This window comes from Castellaniella sp., from assembly GCF_049650445.1.
Lineage (GTDB): Bacteria > Pseudomonadota > Gammaproteobacteria > Burkholderiales > Burkholderiaceae_B > Castellaniella.
The window spans coordinates 18,743-33,838 of the sequence record NZ_JBASAD010000013.1 but is presented as its reverse complement, the minus strand read 5'-3'; the positions used below and the strand labels follow the sequence as shown (position 1 = coordinate 33,838).

Genomic DNA, 15,096 nt, shown 5'->3' with positions numbered 1-15,096 from the left:
CATGGATTTGAATCTCACGTCCGAGCAGGTGATGCTCGTCGATACCGTCAGAAAGTTCGTCGAGCGGGAGCTGCTGCCGCTCGAGGAAGGTATCGAGGAAAAAGGCTATCTGGAGCCGGAACTGGCGCGTGCCCTGTTCGAGAAATCGCGGGACAACGGCATGTACGCCATGAATATTCCGGAGGAATTCGGCGGCGGCGGCTTGTCCGCGCTGGATACCATGCTGGTCGAGGAGCAGTTCGGCCACGCCAAGGATATCCTCATCCGGCGTGCCTTCGGCAATGTGTACGAAGTCCTGCTGGGTGCCAATGAAGTCCAGCGGGCCCGCTGGCTGCTGCCGGCCGTGCAGGGTGAGCGGACCTGCTCGATCGCCATCACGGAGCCCGGGGCGGGCTCCGACGCCGCTGCGATCCGCACGCGGGCGACGCGGCGTGGCGATGGCTGGGTGCTCTCCGGCAGCAAGCATTTCATCAGTGACGGCGAATTCTCGGACTTCTTCATCGTGTCCGCCGTGACCGATCCGCAGGCCGGTTCGCGCGGCATTTCGTTGTTCCTGGTGGACAAGGACCTGCCCGGCCTGGTGGTGGGCCGCAATCAGAAGATGATGGGCCTGACCGGCACCAGCCACGTCGAACTGCATTTCGATGAAGTGCCGCTGGACGCGGACTGCCTGCTGGGCGCCGAAGGCTCCGGCTTCGGCCAGGTCCTGAAGACCCTGGGGCGGGTGCGCCTGGCTCAGGTGTGTGCGCGGGCCGTGGGCAAGGCCACCCGTCTGCTGAACATGATGGTGTCCTACGCCAACGATCGCCAGCAATTCGGCCAGGCCATCGGCGGCTTCCAGATGATCCAGCAGATGCTCGCCGACAGCGCCATCGAGATCAATGCCGCCCGTTGGCTGGTGTGGGATGCGGCCAATGATATCGATCACGGCAAGGACCCGCGCGAAAAGATCTCGATGGCCAAGGTCTACGCCTCGGAGATGCTGGGGCGCGTGGCCGACCGTGCGGTACAGGTGCATGGAGGGATGGGCTATTGCGCCGATCTGCCCGTCGAGCGCCTCTACCGTGACGCGCGGATCTTCCGCATTTTCGACGGCACGTCGGAAGTCCACCGCAGCGTCATCGCCCGCAGCCTGGGCAAGCATGGCGAGGTGCTGTACGGCACGGCCTGAGGCCGAGGGATGCGTGTGTCTCGCTGAAACTGAAAAAGGCCTCTGTGAGGCCTTTTTCAGTTTGCATGCGTTGGCGTCGGTGGCGCCAGCGGCTTGGGGGCGGGGCTCAGGCCAGGTAGCGGCGCGCGCCTTCGATGCAGCGGCGGGCCCATTCTTCGTGGCCCAGGGCCTGGACCTGTTCGTTGTTGGGAATTTCGAGGGAGTAAGGGGCGGCCGGCAGAGCGTCCAGGATCTGGCGGATGTCGATGCCGCCTTCGCCCGGAACGAAGCGCTCGTCGCGTGCGGTGTGAATCAGCCCTTCGACGGTGTCGGGGATTTCGGCCGGCGCGTCGCAGACCTGGGCGAAGCGGAACCATTCGCGCGGCAGGGCGCGCAATTCGTCCACGCTGTCGCGCGAGCGGTTGAAGTGCAAGGTGTCGACGACGATGCCCGCGTTGGGGCGGTTGACTGCGCGCACGACGTCCGCTGCGGCCCGGAGATTCGGGGTTTCGGTCCAGCTCGGGTATTCCAGGCCGATATTCAGGCCCAGGGGGCGGGCCATGTCGCACAGGCGTGCGAACCGGTCCGTTGCGCGTGCGCGGTCCGGATCGGGCAGTTGGGTCAGGATGTGTTGTGCGCCCAGTTCCGCCGCCGTGTCGAGGACCGAGGCGTAGGTCTCGGGTTCGATCTCGGGCGGCATGCGGGCGAGTTCGATGTCCAGTACGCGCACGCCGGTGTCTTTCAGCAGCGCCTTGACCTCGGCCAGCATGGCCGGGTCGTTCTGCAGGGCGAAGACGTGTTCCGTGGGCGTGACCGCGGTCAGCCGCAGGCTGACGAAGTCATAGCCGGTGCGCTGGGCGATGCGGATCATGTCCATGGGCGAGCAGGTCAGCACCGTGAGATGCGCGAGCGAGAACTGGAGAGCCATTGCAAAGATCCTGAAAGGCGAAGTTTATTTAATATAGAACTCTATTCTAAAAGACGCAACATCAAAATGAAATTGAGTTCTGTAAAATCGAGAGCCGGTTTACATCGGGAAATCCGCACCGTATCCTTAGTCCCTTTTCGCACGCGCAGGAGCCCGCGATGACCGATCGCTACGCCGTCATCGGCAATCCGATATCCCAATCGAAGTCCCCCATTCTGCACACGGCGTTCGCGCGTCAATTCGGTCACGCGCTCCAGTACGACAAATTGCTGGCGACCCACGAAGATTTCGTCCAGACCGTCCAGCGGTTCATCGACGAGGGCGGCAAGGGCATGAACGTCACCGCGCCGTTCAAGCTTGCCGCGCTGGAATTCGCCAATACCCTGTCCGACCGGGCGCGTGCCGCCCAGGCCATCAACACACTCAAATTCAGTGCCGAGGGTGTCCATGGCGACAACACGGATGGCGTGGGCCTGGTCAGCGACATCCGGGATCGCCTGGGGGTCACGCTGGAAAACCGCCGCATCCTCATCATCGGCGCGGGGGGGGCGGCACGCGGCATTCTGCTGCCGCTGCTCGAAGCCCGGCCGGCCCACCTGCTGCTGGTCAACCGCACCGAGCGCAAGGCGCACGAACTGGTGGAAGCCTGCGGCGCGTCCCCGCAGATTGTCGCAGCCGGCCCGCTGGGTGCGGTCGAGGAAGGCGCCTTCGACATCATCATCAACGCCACTTCCGCCAGTCTCAGTGACGCCCATCTGCCTCTGGAGCGTGGGGTCTTTGCCCCGGATGCGCTGGCCTATGACCTGGTGTATGGCCGGGGCGACACCGCTTTCATGAGCGATGCCCGCCGGCTGGGCGCCGCGCATGTGGCGGACGGTCTGGGCATGCTGGTCGGGCAGGCGGCGGAATCCTATCGCCTGTGGTTCGGGTGTCGGCCCGACGTCGAGCCCGTCATGGCCATGCTGCGGTGAGCGTGTTCGACGAACCCAGGATCGATTGCCATCTTCACATCATCGATCCCCAACGTTTCCCCTATCGCGAGGACACGCGCTACCGACCGGCAGGGCAGGAAATCGGCACTGCGATCCAGTTCCGCGCCGTCATGCGGGCGTACGGCGTGCGGCATGCGCTGCTGGTGGGACCGAATTCGGGCTACGGGTTCGACAATCGTTGCATGCTCGATGCGATCGCGCAGGGCGAAGGCCGGTTCAAGGGCGTCGGGGTCGTGCCCAATGACGTGTCGGCCGCCCGGCTCGCCGAGCTCAGGTCGCAGGGCGTCCTGGGCGTCACGGTGAACGTCTCCCTCGAGGGGGTCGAGCACTTCAGCCAGGCCGATACCCTGTTCAACCGGCTGGCCGACCTGGACATGTTTGCCCAGATCCAATACGAGAAAGATCAGTTGCTCGGCCTGCTGCCGCTGATCGGACGCACCCGCACCCGGCTGCTGGTCGATCACTCGGGCCGTCCCGACACCGCGGCAGGCCTGAACCAGCCCGGGTTCCAGGCGTTGCTGCGCCTGGCCGATACCGGGCGGGCGCTGGTCAAGCTGTCGGGCATGTCCAAGTTCTCCACCATGGCCTATCCCTTCGCGGACACGCGGCCTTATCAGCAGGCCCTGCTCGACGCCTTTGGTCCGGAAGGGTGTCTGTGGGCCTCGGACTGGCCGTTTCTGAGGGCCCCCGAACGCCTGGATTACGGTCCTCTGCTCTTGCTGGCTCAGGACCTGATGCCCGATGCCCAGGCGCGGCGCCAGGTCATGTGGGATACGCCGCGCCGCCTGTTTGGATTTGGGGATTGATCGCGGTATCGATAGCGCTCAGATAATAGAACTCGGTTGCGTAGGGTGGAAAACCCTCCTAAGATGAAGACTTCTTCTTCATCGAGACGCAGACCCTGTCATGACTGATCGCTATGCCATCATCGGCAACCCCGTGGCGCAATCCAAGTCCCCGCTCCTGCAGACGGCTTTCGCGCGCCAGCTAGGCCAGGACATGAGCTATGAAGCCATCCTGGCGACCGCCGGCACCTTTCACGAGACGGTGCGCCGCTTCATGGGCGAGGGCGGCAAGGGGATGAACGTCACGGCGCCCTTCAAGCTCGATGCGCTCGACCTGGTCGACGAGATGTCCGACCGCGCGCGCGCCGCGCAGGCCATCAACACACTGAAATTCGATGAGACGGGCGTCTACGGCGACAACACCGATGGTGCAGGGCTGGTCAACGATATTCAGGAGCGGATGGGGGTCTCCCTGGCGGGACGCCGTCTGCTGGTCATCGGCGCCGGTGGCGCCTCCCGGGGCATCTTCCTGCCGCTGCTGGAGGCGGGGCCGGCCTATTTCCTCGTGGTGAATCGCACGGAAAGCAAGGCGCATGCCATTGTGGGCGACCGTGCCGAACGCGGCAGGATCGAGGCTGGGCCGATCCCGCTCGCCGAAGGCGGCCGGTTCGACGTCGTCATCAACGCCACCTCGGTCAGTCTGACGGGCGAGCGTCTGCCGCTGCCCGAGGGAATCTTCGCCGAGGGCTCCCTGGCTTACGAGCTGGCCTACAACAAGGGGCATACGGCCTTCATGGAAGATGCTTCTCAGGGCGGTGCGGCGCGTATCTCCGATGGTCTGGGCATGCTGGTGAGCCAGGCCGCCGAGGGGTTCCTGCTGTGGCGCGGCGTGCGCCCGGATGTGTCTGAAGCCATGTCCCTGTTGCGCGAAGAATAAAAACCAGATTCTAAAAAGTTGTTGCGTAGAATAGAATTGTGTTCTAGAGTTGGTGTATAGCGATTCGCATCAGCATAGAAGAGGAACAGAATGGCAAAGGCCCTGGCGGGTATCCGTGTATTGGATCTGACGAATGTCCTGGCGGGGCCGTTCTGTGCCTATCAGTTCGCGCTGCTCGGCGCCGAGGTCATCAAGGTCGAAGTGCCGGGGTCGGGCGATCTCGCCCGCCAACTGGGCGCCGACACCGAGCTCAACGGGCGCGGCATGGGCGCGTCCTTTCTGGCCCAGAACGGCGGCAAGCGTTCCATCACCCTGAATCTGAAATCCGCAGCGGGCCGCGAAGTCCTGTGCCGTCTGGTCGCATCCGCCGACGCCTTGATCGAGAACTTCCGGCCCGGCGTGATGGATCGCCTGGGTGTGGGCTACGAGGCGCTCAAGGCGGTCAATCCCAGGCTCGTGTATTGCGCGATCTCCGGCTTTGGCCAGGACGGCCCCATGCGCCACGCGCCCGCGTACGACCAGATCGTCCAGGGGCTGTCGGGTGTGATGAGCATCACCGGTACCGAAGACTCCGCGCCGCTGCGCGTGGGCTATCCGATGGCCGACACCATCGGCGGGATCACGGCGGCATTTGCCGTGGCCAGCGCCCTGGTGCGCCAGCAGCGCACCGGCGAGGGTGATTTCATCGACGTCTCCATGCTGGATTCCACTATCGTCACCATGGGGTGGGTGGTGTCGAACTATCTGATCGCCGGCGTCGATCCGCGCCCCATGGGCAACGAGAATTTCACGGCGGTGCCTTCCGGCACGTTCAGGACCGGGGACGGCCCGCTGAACATCGCCGCGAACAAGCAGGAACAGTTCGAAGCGCTGATGGATGTGATCGGCCGCCCCGAACTGAAGGTCGACCCTCGGTTCGCCGGACGCGAGAACCGCAAGAAGAACCGGGCGGCCCTGACGGTCGAGATCGAGCGGGCCCTGAGTGAAAAAACCGCGCATGAATGGGAGCGCATCCTCTCCGGGATCGGCATCCCTTCCGGGCGTGTGCTGAGTGTGCCGGACGCACTCAGCCATCCGCAGATCGTCGAGCGGGCGCTGCTCAAGTCGTTCGACGAGGTGCCGGGCGTGGGCCGCCCGATCAAGCTGGCCCGGGCGGGGTTCAAGATGGCCGGCGGCAGCCCCGACATCGAGACGCCGCCGCCGGTCCTGGGTGAGCACACCGAGCCGATTCTGGCGGAACTGGGTTATACGCAGGCCGAGATCGAGCGCCTGCGCGATGAACGAGCCATTTAGAAAGGGGCGGCACGAAAGATGACGACACAGCACGACGATCGTGTGGATCAGGCCAGTCGCTGGTGGTCCACGGATATCATCGACATTCATCCCGGCGAGATCAGCATCCGCGGGCATGCCATCCAGGATCTGATCGGCCGGATCAGCTTTCCGGAAATGATCTGGCTCATGCTGCGCGGCGAACTGCCGGGCAAGGCCCAGGCGGCGTTGCTCGAAGCCGCGCTGGTCTCCTCGGTCGACCATGGCCCGCATGCACCCTCCATCGCGATTTCCCGCATGGCGATCAGTTGCGGGGTGGATCTGAACGGCGCCATGGGCTCGGCGGTCAACGTCCTGGGAGACATCCACGGCGGGGCGGGCCAGCAGTGCATGGAAATCTATCGGGACAGCCAGGCGCGCGCCGGGCGCGGTGAGCCGCAGCCCGTGCAGGCTGCCCTGGATGCGTATCGGGCCGAACACGGCAAGATCGTGCCTGGTTTCGGCCATCGCTTCCATCCGCGCGATCCGCGCGCCAAGCGGCTGCTGGCCCTGGTCGACGAGGCGGTCGCACAGGGTGTGGTGTCGGGCGAATTCGCCCGGATCGGCCGCCAGGTCGAGGCCATCCTGGAGCAGGAAAAGGGCCGCCACATCCCCATGAACATCGATGGCGTGACTGCGGTGATCTATGCCGAACTCGGTTTCGAGCCGGAACTCGGCCGGGGGATTTTCATTCTGTCGCGCTCGGTCGGCATTCTGGCCCACGCCTGGGAGCAGATGCGCGAAGGCCGCCGGATCAAGGGGCCCATGCCGCCCTCCATTCCCTATGCCTATACGGGCCCGCAGCACGCGGAACTTCCAGAACAGCAGTCACAGCAGTCTTAGGAGACAGGTCTCATGCAAGAACTCATTTCCCGCCAGTTGGTCCGTTACCTCGAAGAGCGCGGGGTCGAACACGTCTTCGGCCTGTGCGGCCACACCAATATCGCCGTGCTGACGGAACTGGGTAAAAGCAGTTCCATCCGTTTCGTCAACACGCGTCACGAGCAGATCGCTTCGCACGCAGCGGACGGCTATGCCCGGATGACCCGCAAGGCCGCCGTGGTCCTGAGCCACCTTGGACCCGGCCTGACCAATGCCGCGACCGGTGTGGCCAATGCCGCGCTCGATTCCATCCCCATGGTCGTGATCGCCGGCGACATTCCCAGCCATTTTTACGGCAAGCATCCGCACCAGGAAATCAATCTGCACGCCGATGCCGCCCAGTGGGAAATCTATCGTCCCTTCGTCAAGCGGGCCTGGCGCGTCGACCGCCCGGACCTGTTCCCGGAAATCCTCGAAAAGGCTTTCCAACTGGCCGAAAGCGGCCGTCCCGGTCCGGTGCTGGTCTCCGTGCCCATGGACATCTTTTCCCAGGAAGTCGACACCGCGCTGTTCGATCGGCTGCGGGGTCACACCAAGCAACTGGAAAAGCCCTCGATCGACGACACCCTGGCCCGGCGCATCATCCAGGAACTGCTCGACGCCAAGCAGCCGGTGATCTATGCCGGCGGCGGGGTGATCCTGGCGGATGCCGCCCGGGAGCTGGCCGAACTGGTCGACCACCTGGGCGTGCCGGTCGCCCACACGCTGATGGGCAAGGGCGTGCTGCCGGACGATCATCCGCTGATCCTGGGCATGACCGGCTTCTGGGGCGCGCAATTCGTCAACGACGCCTGCCTCAACGCCGATCTGGTGCTGGGTCTGGGCACGCGTTTCGCCGAGGCCGACTGCAGTTCCTGGGAAAACGAATACACCTTCCGCTTCCCCGGCACCCGCCTGATCCACATCGACATCGATCCGGCCGAAATCGGCCGCAACTATCCGGCGCAGATCGGCGCCGTGGCCGACCTCAAGCAGGCGCTCAAGGTGCTGAACCGCGTGGCCCGCGAAATGCTGCCCCAGCCGCGCCGCAATGAGCCGCTGCGCGAACGCCTGGCGGTGCAGCGCAGCGCGTTCAGTTCCGGCAACACCGAGGCCATCGAAAGCGATGCCTTCCCGATGATGCCCGAGCGCATCCTGTCCGACGTCCGCGCCGTCCTGCCGCGCGATGCGATCATCACGACCGACGTGGGCTGGAACAAGAATGGCGTGGGTCAGCAGTTCCCCATCTATGAGCCGGGCAGCATCCTGACCCCGGGCGGCTATGCCACCATGGGCTTTGGCGCGCCCGGCGCCCTGGGCGCCAAGCTGGCGTGCCCGGACCGCGTGGTGGTGTCCCTGGTGGGCGATGGCGGTTTCGGCCAGAATCCCGCGCTGCTGGCGACTGCGGTCGAGGAAAACATCCCCGTCGTGTGGGTGGTGATGAACAACTGCGCGTTCGGCACGATCGCCGGGCTGCAGAAGGCGCACTACGGCACGACGACCGGCACGGTCTTCGCCAAGGACGGCAAGCCCTACACGCCGGATTACGCCGCGATCGCCCGCGCCTATGGCGCGCAAGGCGTTCAGGTCCAGAGTGCAGCAGAATTCAAGGAGGCGCTCGCGCATGCTATAAGCAGCAAGAAACCTTCAGTCATCGATGTTCTGATGCGCAATAATCCGGTTCCCACGTCCGGGCATTGGAACATTCTCGACATCTATTCGCCGGGCAAGAAGATTTCTCACGTCAGCGTGGACTGACACCTACTGTTCGGCGCCACACAGCATCACTCAAGGAGACAATATGAAAACACTGATCATGCTCAAGAAGCTGGCCCTGGCGAGTGCGCTGGCCGCAGCCGTCGGAGGACTGGCTGCGCCCGCGTCCGCCGCCGATACCGTCAAGATCGCCGAGGTCGTCGAACTGACGGGCCCGGGGACGACTGCCGGTACCAATTTCAAGAACGGGGCGGACCTGGCCATCAAGGAAATCAACGCGGCCGGCGGCATTCTGGGCCGCCAGATCGAGGTGACTTCGGCCGATACGCAGACCAACCCCGGCATCGCCAAGGGCCTGTCCCAGAAGGCGATAGACGATGACGTCTTCGCCGTGTTCGGCCCGGTGTTCTCGGGCTCGATCATGGTCAGCATGGCCACGACCGAAGCGGCCGGTGTGCCCAACTTCATCGGCGGCGAGGCTGCGGCCATCACTCAAAAGGGCAATCCCTACGTCTTTCGCACCAGCCTGACCCAGGCCGATGCGATGCCCAAGGTCGCGCGCTATCTCGACGGCCGTCCGGACATCAACAGCGTGGCTGTGATCTACGTCAACAACGACTTCGGCAAGGGCGGGCGTGACGCCATCATCGAGGCGCTCAAGAGCACCCACGTGAAAGTCGCCGATGACATTTCGACCAGCACCGGCCAGGTGGACTTCAGTGCGGCTGTGCTCAAGGCCAAGCAGAGCAACGCCGACGCCATCTTCGCCTACCTGAACGAAGAAGAATCCGCCCGCCTGCTGCGCGAACTCAAGAAGCAGGGCTGGGACAAGCCGGTCATCGGCGAGACCACGCTCACGGGTCAGAAGGTCATTGAGCTGGCGGGGCCCGCTGCCGAGGGCGCCATCGCCCACGTCGGCCTGACGGTGGATGCGCCCATCCGTGGCATGAAAAAGTACAGCGAGGACTTCCAGAAGGCCTATGGCTACGTGTCGGATCATAACGGGATCAAGGGCTACACCGGGATCTACATCCTCAAGGCGGCCATCGAGAAGGCCGGCAAGTTCGACCGCGAACTGGTGGCCAAGACCCTGCATGGCATCCACATCTCGACCAAGGACCATCCGGGTGTTCTGATGGACGTCTCGATTGACGACAAGGGTGATCTGGACCGCGAAAGCTTTCTGGTGCAGGTGGACAACGGCCGCCAGAAAGTCAGAGAAATCCTGCCGCCCCTGGGCAAGAAATAAATCGACATAGGCACCTCTCCCGGATGCTCTCCGGGAGAGGGCGTATGAGACATTACAAGGGCCTTGCCTGCGGGTGGGGCCAAACCAGTGATTGTCAAGATGACAGACTTCATTCAACTCATCATTTCCGGGATGGCCACCGGGGCGATCTACGCCCTGGCCGCCCTCGGATTCACCTTGCTATGGCAAGCCTCCGGGACGATCAACTTCGCCACGGGCGAGTTCGTCATGCTGCCGGCATTCTCGATGCTGGCCTTCCAGTCGCTGGGCCTGCCCCTGCTGGTGAGCTTCCTGCTCACGCTGGTGGTCGCCACCGCCGTGCTGGGATTCGGCTTCAAGCGCGCCATCGTCGATCCGATGCGCAAGTTCGGCGTGATGCCTCTGGTGGTTGCCACGATCGGCCTGGCGCTGATCATGCGCAGCGGCGTGCAGATCGCCTTCGGCGCCCAGGCGCTGCCTTTCCAGAACATCTTCGGCTACGAGGTCTTTCGTGTCGCTGGCGTGAGCGTGTCGGCCAGCGACCTGGGTACGCTGGCCGTCACTCTGATCGTCGTGCTGGGCCTGCAGGGTTTTCTGCAGCGCACGGTGACCGGCCGCGCCATGCAGGCCGTGGCGCAGAACACCGAGTCGGCCGAGGTGCTGGGGATCAGGGTCAACCGGATGATCTTCTACACCTTCGCCATCAACGCCATGTTGGCCAGCCTGGCCGCGCTGCTGGTCACGCCGCTGTATCTGGCCAAGTTCGACATGGGCATCACCCTGGGCCTGAAGGCGTTCCTTGCGGCCATCATCGGCGGGTTCAACAACTCGCGGGGTGCCCTGCTGGGCGGCATCATCATCGGCGTGAGCGAAAACCTCGCCGGTGCCTACGTGTCGCCGGCCTATAAGGACGGCGTCGCCCTGGCCCTGTTCCTGCTGGTAATTCTGTTCAAACCCAACGGCTTGCTGGGCGCGCCCGCCGAGCGCAAGGTCTGAGGGGACAGCCATGAAGAAAATCAATCTGTTCCTGGGCGTGCTGAGCCTCGCGGCGCTGATCATCGCCCCGCACTTCTTCAAGACCTACGGCGTTTATCTGCTGACCTACTGGCTGGTCTATGTCATCGCCAACCTGGGGCTGAACCTGATCGTCGGCTATGCGGGCCTCAAGGCCCTGGGCCATGCCGCCTTCTTCGGGGTCGGCGCCTATACCTCGGCCATCCTGATGCAGGCCGGCGTGAGCTTCTGGGCCGCGATGCCCGTGGCCATGGCGCTGTGCTTCGTGCTGGGCCTGCTGGTGGGCTTTCCGGCCCTGCGAGTGCAGATGCATTACCTGGCCTTCGCCACGCTGGGCCTGAACGAGATCTTCGTGCTGGTCCTGCGCAACGAGGAATGGCTGACCGGCGGCACGTTCGGCATCTCGGGCATTGCGCGTCCCAGCCTGTTCGGCTATGTCTTCAAGGGGGCGATCCCGTACTACTACTTCGTGCTGGCTTTCGCCCTGATCGCCTTCCTGCTGCTGTGGTGGCTGATCCATTCGCCCTGGGGCAAAGCCTTCACGGCGCTGCGCGACAATCCGATCCGCGCCGAGAGCCTGGGCGTGAACATCCAGCGTTACACGCTGCTGGCCTTCGCCATCGGCGGGGTGTATGCCGGGGTGGCGGGTTCGCTGTTCGCCTCACTGGTGCAGTTCATCGATCCGGAGCCTTTCAGCGTGCAGATCTCCATCCTGATGTTCCTGATGGTGATTCTCGGCGGCCCGGGCTATCTGCTCGGACCGGTGCTGGGTTCGTTCATCGGCGTCTTCGCACCCGAGTGGCTGCGCTTTACCGAGGGCTGGTACCTGCTGCTGTTCGGCGGCGTGGTCGTGTTGTTGATGATCTGGCTGCCGGGCGGGCTGCTGTCGCTGCGCCAGGCCCTGGCCGCACGTCGTGAAGCCAAGGCGCACGAGGTGGCGCGCCTGTCGGCGGCCGCGCAGGCAAGGAGAGGCGCATGAATCCGATACTGAGCGTCAAGGGGCTCAAGAAATCCTACGGCGCCATCCAGGCGGTGCGCGGCGTGTCCTTCGAGGTCATGCCGGGTGAGATCTTCGGCGTCATCGGGCCCAACGGCTCGGGCAAGACCACCATGTTCAACAGCATGCTCGGGCAGATCCGGCCCGACGAGGGCCAGATCTTCCTCAATGGCAAAGAGATCACGCATCTCAATCCGCAGCAGCTCAGCATGCAGGGCGTGGGGCGCACGTTCCAGACCCTGCAGGTCTTTGGCAACATGACCGTGCGCGACAACCTGATCGTGGCTGCGCAGGAGCATCGCGGCACCATGCTGCAGCGTCTGTTCGCGCCCTCCGATTCGGGCCTGGGCGGCCGTGCCGACGAACTGATCGACCTGTTCAACATCGCGCACGTCAAGCACAAGCCGGCCGGTGCGCTGTCATACGGTCAGCAGAAGCTCGTGGACATTGCCATGGCGTTCATGAGCGAGCCCGCGCTGGTGTTGCTCGACGAGCCTTGCGCCGGGGTCAACCCGCGGCTGGTGAGCGGGATTGCACGCATGCTCAAGGAACTCAACCAGCGGCGCCAGGGCTCGTTTGTGGTGATCGAGCACAATATGGACTTCGTCATGGATCTCTGTCATCGCATCCTGGTGATGGTCGAAGGCGAGGTGATGATGGTGGGCACTCCGGCCGAAGTGCGGGCGAACAAACAGGTGCTCGACGCCTATCTGGGGAGCTGAGACGATGTCTGAAACCGCGATTGAATTCCAGGGTGTCGTGGCCGGCTACAAGGATTTCATGATCCTCAACGAGCTGTCCTTCCAGGCCCGCCGAAGTGCCATCACCTTGCTGCTGGGCCCTAACGGGGCGGGCAAGTCCACCGTGCTCAAGACCTTGTTCGGACTGCTCAAGGTCCGCCAGGGCAAGATCCTGCTGCATGGCGAGGACATCACCAATACCAGCGCGCGCGAACTGCTGGCGCGCGGCATCGCCTTTGTGCCTCAGGGGCGCAATCTGTTCGGGCAGCTCACGGTCTATCAGAATCTGGAACTGGGCGGCATCACGTTGGGCATGAAGACCACGCATGAGCGCATTCCCGAGGTGCTGGATCGTTTCCCCCGGCTCAAAGAGCGGCTGCATTCGCAGGCCTCGACCTTGTCGGGCGGCGAGCAGAAGCAGCTCGAGATCGGACGCGCGCTGTTGCTGCGCCCCAGCGTGCTGCTGATCGACGAACCATCGATCGGCCTGTCGCCGCAGATCGTGGCGGGCGTGTTCGAGCTGCTGCGCCAACTGGTGGCGCAGGGCTTGACGGTATTGATGGTCGAACAGAACGTCAATAGCGCGCTCAAGATCTCGGATGATGCCCTGGCGCTGGCTTCGGGAACCTGCGTATTGCACAAGCCCGCCGCCGAGCTGCTGCTCGATCCCCATATCGAACGGCTGTTCCTGGGGGCCGGGCTGCCTGCCGAGGAATCTTCGGCCACCGTGTGACGGTGCGCCGGACGGCATGCCCGCTCCCGGCGACGGGCGTGTGCATGCCGTCGGCGGCCGATCTTCAGGCCAGCATGTAGCGCAGAATCAGGTCGACCACATTGCTGCGGCGTTGTGCGTAGGCCTCCGGGGCCATCAGGTCGCGTTTGAAGATCAGCGAAAACGTATGCTGGTTCGACACGTTGAAAAAGCACAGCGCACTGATCGATGCATGCAGGTCAATGGGGTCCAGACCCGGCCGGAACAGGCCCTGGGCGCAGCCGCGTGCGTAGATTTCACGGATGCCTGCGATCGCCGGGACGTTCAGGTCCTTGATCGAGGCGGATTGGGCGAGATAGGACCCGTGGTGCATGTTTTCGTTCATCACCAGGCGCACGAAGTCGGGATTGCTGGCCTGGTAATCGAACGTGAAGCCGATCAGGGTGCGCATGGCCTCGTCGGGCGGCAGGGCTTCCAGATGCAGGGTGCCTTCGACCTGGCGGATGCTGCGGTAGGATTCCTCGAGCGCGGCCAGGTACAGGCCCTGCTTGCCGCCGAAGTAGTAATAGATCATGCGCTTGCTGGTCGAGGTCTGTGCGGCGATCTCGTCGATGCGTGCGCCCGCGAGCCCCTTCTTGGCGAATTCGCGGATGGCCACTTCGAGGATGTTTCTGCGGCTCGCCCCCGGATCAGTGCTGCGGGTGCGGGGAGACGGTTTCTGGGTCATGACGTCACACGGAAGAAGAGCGGCGGCGCGGCGCGGGACTGTGGCCGAACAGGGTCATGCAGGCCTGACGCAGCCAGCGGTTGCCGGGGTCGTGGTGGAATCGGGTATGCCAGTGCTGCTTCACGCTGAAGGGTGCGATCGGGAACGGGCACGGGTGCAGGCGCAGCGCGTTGCGGCTGGCCAGGGTTTCGCCAGTCTGGCGCGGCACGGTCACGATCAGATCACCGGCCTCCAGCACCGCCGACAGACCGAGAAACCCGGGCAGTTCGAGCACGACCGTACGCCTGATCCGCGCGCGCCGGAGGGCGTGTTCGAGCAGGCTGTGGCCGGTGCCCGAGACGATCTGGACGTGGCCCTCGCGGCGGTAGTCGGCCAGGCTCAGCCGCGCGCGGATGCGCGGGTGGTCGGCGCACGTCAGGCAGACCCAGTCCTGAGTGAACAGCGTCTGCTGATAGAAACCCGCCCCCAGTTCGGGAATCAGGCCCAGAGCCAGGTCGGCTACGCCCGATTGCAGGCGCTCGGGCAGGGTGGAATCGATCAGGCCGGCCTTGAGGCTGCAGGAGGCCGCAGTCTGCCGCAGATGGCCGAGGATCTGCGGCAGCAGATTGACGTGGCTTGCGTCGCTCATGGCGATGCAGAAGTGCCGGTCGGACTGGGTGGGGTCGAATTCGGGCGCGACGCCGCTGATCTGGCGCAGGGCGTCCAGCGCGGTGCGTACGATGCTGATCAGGGCTTCGGCGCGCGGGGTCGGCTGCATGCCCTTGGACGTGCGCACGAACAGCGGGTCGCCCAGTTGCTCGCGCAACTGGGCAAGCCAGATGCTGATGGTCGGCTGGCTGAGTCCCAGTTGCTGTGCGGCCGCAGTGACGCTGCCCTGGGCATAGAGCACGTCGAACAGACGCAGCAGCTTGGTTTCGGGCAAGGGCTCGAGAGGCGTATCAGACATGGTCTATTTAAATTCTCAATGACCGACATTGTGATTATTGCATTTAACTTAG

Annotated in this window: 15 protein-coding genes; 12 read left to right on the top strand and 3 right to left on the bottom strand. The window is 64.2% G+C overall.

Going from position 1 to position 15,096, the window contains the following annotated elements; all coding sequences use genetic code 11:
• Position 1: 1 nt before the first annotated feature.
• Entirely contained in the window at positions 2 to 1,171 is a 1,170-nt protein-coding gene (locus WA983_RS03915; RefSeq protein ID WP_424250772.1) for an acyl-CoA dehydrogenase family protein, read from the top strand.
• Between the two features lie 106 nt (positions 1,172 to 1,277).
• Here WA983_RS03915 and WA983_RS03910 read toward each other — a convergent pair whose 3' ends face one another.
• Positions 1,278 to 2,078 carry a sugar phosphate isomerase/epimerase family protein gene (locus WA983_RS03910; RefSeq protein ID WP_424250774.1) on the bottom strand — a complete coding sequence of 267 codons (801 nt, stop codon included), beginning with the start codon at positions 2,076 to 2,078 and terminating at the stop codon, positions 1,278 to 1,280.
• A gap of 158 nt (positions 2,079 to 2,236) precedes the next feature.
• On the opposite strand from WA983_RS03910, the gene aroE (WA983_RS03905) reads away from it, so the two are divergent.
• The 11 genes from aroE (WA983_RS03905) (at position 2,237) to WA983_RS03855 (ending at position 13,392) form a co-directional block, all read left to right on the top strand.
• Positions 2,237 to 3,049, top strand: a complete 813-nt coding sequence (gene aroE / locus WA983_RS03905) for a shikimate dehydrogenase (protein WP_424250776.1) — start codon at positions 2,237 to 2,239, stop codon at positions 3,047 to 3,049.
• Positions 3,046 to 3,876: an amidohydrolase family protein gene (locus tag WA983_RS03900; protein WP_424250778.1), complete on the top strand. Its 831-nt coding sequence runs from the start codon at positions 3,046 to 3,048 to the stop codon at positions 3,874 to 3,876. The genes aroE (WA983_RS03905) and WA983_RS03900 overlap by 4 nt, the downstream gene beginning before the upstream one ends.
• Positions 3,877 to 3,976: 100 nt before the next feature.
• On the top strand, positions 3,977 to 4,792 hold the full coding sequence (gene aroE / locus WA983_RS03895) for a shikimate dehydrogenase (protein WP_424250780.1): 816 nt from the start codon (positions 3,977 to 3,979) through the stop codon (positions 4,790 to 4,792).
• A 90-nt stretch (positions 4,793 to 4,882) separates the two neighbouring features.
• On the top strand, positions 4,883 to 6,085 hold the full coding sequence (locus WA983_RS03890) for a CaiB/BaiF CoA transferase family protein (protein ID WP_424250782.1): 1,203 nt from the start codon (positions 4,883 to 4,885) through the stop codon (positions 6,083 to 6,085).
• 18 nt (positions 6,086 to 6,103) lie between these two features.
• Positions 6,104 to 6,946: a citryl-CoA lyase gene (locus WA983_RS03885; RefSeq protein ID WP_424250784.1), complete on the top strand. Its 843-nt coding sequence runs from the start codon at positions 6,104 to 6,106 to the stop codon at positions 6,944 to 6,946.
• Positions 6,947 to 6,958: 12 nt separating this feature from the next.
• Complete coding sequence (locus WA983_RS03880; protein ID WP_424250786.1) at positions 6,959 to 8,722, top strand: thiamine pyrophosphate-binding protein; 1,764 nt, start codon at positions 6,959 to 6,961, stop codon at positions 8,720 to 8,722.
• Between the two features lie 58 nt (positions 8,723 to 8,780).
• Complete coding sequence (locus WA983_RS03875) at positions 8,781 to 9,929, top strand: ABC transporter substrate-binding protein (protein ID WP_424250806.1); 1,149 nt, start codon at positions 8,781 to 8,783, stop codon at positions 9,927 to 9,929.
• A gap of 99 nt (positions 9,930 to 10,028) precedes the next feature.
• The gene (locus tag WA983_RS03870; protein ID WP_424250788.1) at positions 10,029 to 10,904 is read left to right on the top strand and encodes a branched-chain amino acid ABC transporter permease; all 876 of its coding nucleotides are present in this window, start codon (positions 10,029 to 10,031) and stop codon (positions 10,902 to 10,904) included.
• Between the two features lie 10 nt (positions 10,905 to 10,914).
• Positions 10,915 to 11,901 carry a branched-chain amino acid ABC transporter permease gene (locus WA983_RS03865; protein ID WP_424250790.1) on the top strand — a complete coding sequence of 329 codons (987 nt, stop codon included), beginning with the start codon at positions 10,915 to 10,917 and terminating at the stop codon, positions 11,899 to 11,901.
• Positions 11,898 to 12,641 (top strand): ABC transporter ATP-binding protein, encoded by a 744-nt coding sequence (locus tag WA983_RS03860; protein WP_424250792.1) that lies wholly within the window; start codon positions 11,898 to 11,900, stop codon positions 12,639 to 12,641. The genes WA983_RS03865 and WA983_RS03860 overlap by 4 nt, the downstream gene beginning before the upstream one ends.
• A 4-nt stretch (positions 12,642 to 12,645) precedes the next feature.
• On the top strand, positions 12,646 to 13,392 hold the full coding sequence (locus WA983_RS03855) for an ABC transporter ATP-binding protein (RefSeq protein ID WP_424250794.1): 747 nt from the start codon (positions 12,646 to 12,648) through the stop codon (positions 13,390 to 13,392).
• 64 nt (positions 13,393 to 13,456) lie between these two features.
• Here WA983_RS03855 and WA983_RS03850 read toward each other — a convergent pair whose 3' ends face one another.
• Together WA983_RS03850 and WA983_RS03845 are read right to left on the bottom strand one after the other, a co-directional pair.
• Complete coding sequence (locus tag WA983_RS03850; RefSeq protein ID WP_424250796.1) at positions 13,457 to 14,098, bottom strand: TetR family transcriptional regulator; 642 nt, start codon at positions 14,096 to 14,098, stop codon at positions 13,457 to 13,459.
• A 4-nt stretch (positions 14,099 to 14,102) separates the two neighbouring features.
• Positions 14,103 to 15,044, bottom strand: a complete 942-nt coding sequence (locus WA983_RS03845; RefSeq protein WP_424250798.1) for a LysR family transcriptional regulator — start codon at positions 15,042 to 15,044, stop codon at positions 14,103 to 14,105.
• Positions 15,045 to 15,096: the final 52 nt, after the last annotated feature.

Excerpts from the sequence above, each read along its gene's own strand:
- WA983_RS03915 (WP_424250772.1), top strand. The coding sequence starts at position 2 with ATGGATTTGAATCTCACGTCCGAGCAGGTGATGCTCGTCGATACCGTC.
- WA983_RS03910 (WP_424250774.1), bottom strand. The coding sequence starts at position 2,078 with ATGGCTCTCCAGTTCTCGCTCGCGCATCTCACGGTGCTGACCTGCTCG.
- aroE (WP_424250776.1), top strand. The coding sequence starts at position 2,237 with ATGACCGATCGCTACGCCGTCATCGGCAATCCGATATCCCAATCGAAG.
- aroE (WP_424250780.1), top strand. The coding sequence starts at position 3,977 with ATGACTGATCGCTATGCCATCATCGGCAACCCCGTGGCGCAATCCAAG.
- WA983_RS03890 (WP_424250782.1), top strand. The coding sequence starts at position 4,883 with ATGGCAAAGGCCCTGGCGGGTATCCGTGTATTGGATCTGACGAATGTC.
- WA983_RS03885 (WP_424250784.1), top strand. The coding sequence starts at position 6,104 with ATGACGACACAGCACGACGATCGTGTGGATCAGGCCAGTCGCTGGTGG.
- WA983_RS03880 (WP_424250786.1), top strand. The coding sequence starts at position 6,959 with ATGCAAGAACTCATTTCCCGCCAGTTGGTCCGTTACCTCGAAGAGCGC.
- WA983_RS03875 (WP_424250806.1), top strand. The coding sequence starts at position 8,781 with ATGCTCAAGAAGCTGGCCCTGGCGAGTGCGCTGGCCGCAGCCGTCGGA.
- WA983_RS03870 (WP_424250788.1), top strand. The coding sequence starts at position 10,029 with ATGACAGACTTCATTCAACTCATCATTTCCGGGATGGCCACCGGGGCG.
- WA983_RS03865 (WP_424250790.1), top strand. The coding sequence starts at position 10,915 with ATGAAGAAAATCAATCTGTTCCTGGGCGTGCTGAGCCTCGCGGCGCTG.
- WA983_RS03860 (WP_424250792.1), top strand. The coding sequence starts at position 11,898 with ATGAATCCGATACTGAGCGTCAAGGGGCTCAAGAAATCCTACGGCGCC.
- WA983_RS03855 (WP_424250794.1), top strand. The coding sequence starts at position 12,646 with ATGTCTGAAACCGCGATTGAATTCCAGGGTGTCGTGGCCGGCTACAAG.
- WA983_RS03850 (WP_424250796.1), bottom strand. The coding sequence starts at position 14,098 with ATGACCCAGAAACCGTCTCCCCGCACCCGCAGCACTGATCCGGGGGCG.
- WA983_RS03845 (WP_424250798.1), bottom strand. The coding sequence starts at position 15,044 with ATGTCTGATACGCCTCTCGAGCCCTTGCCCGAAACCAAGCTGCTGCGT.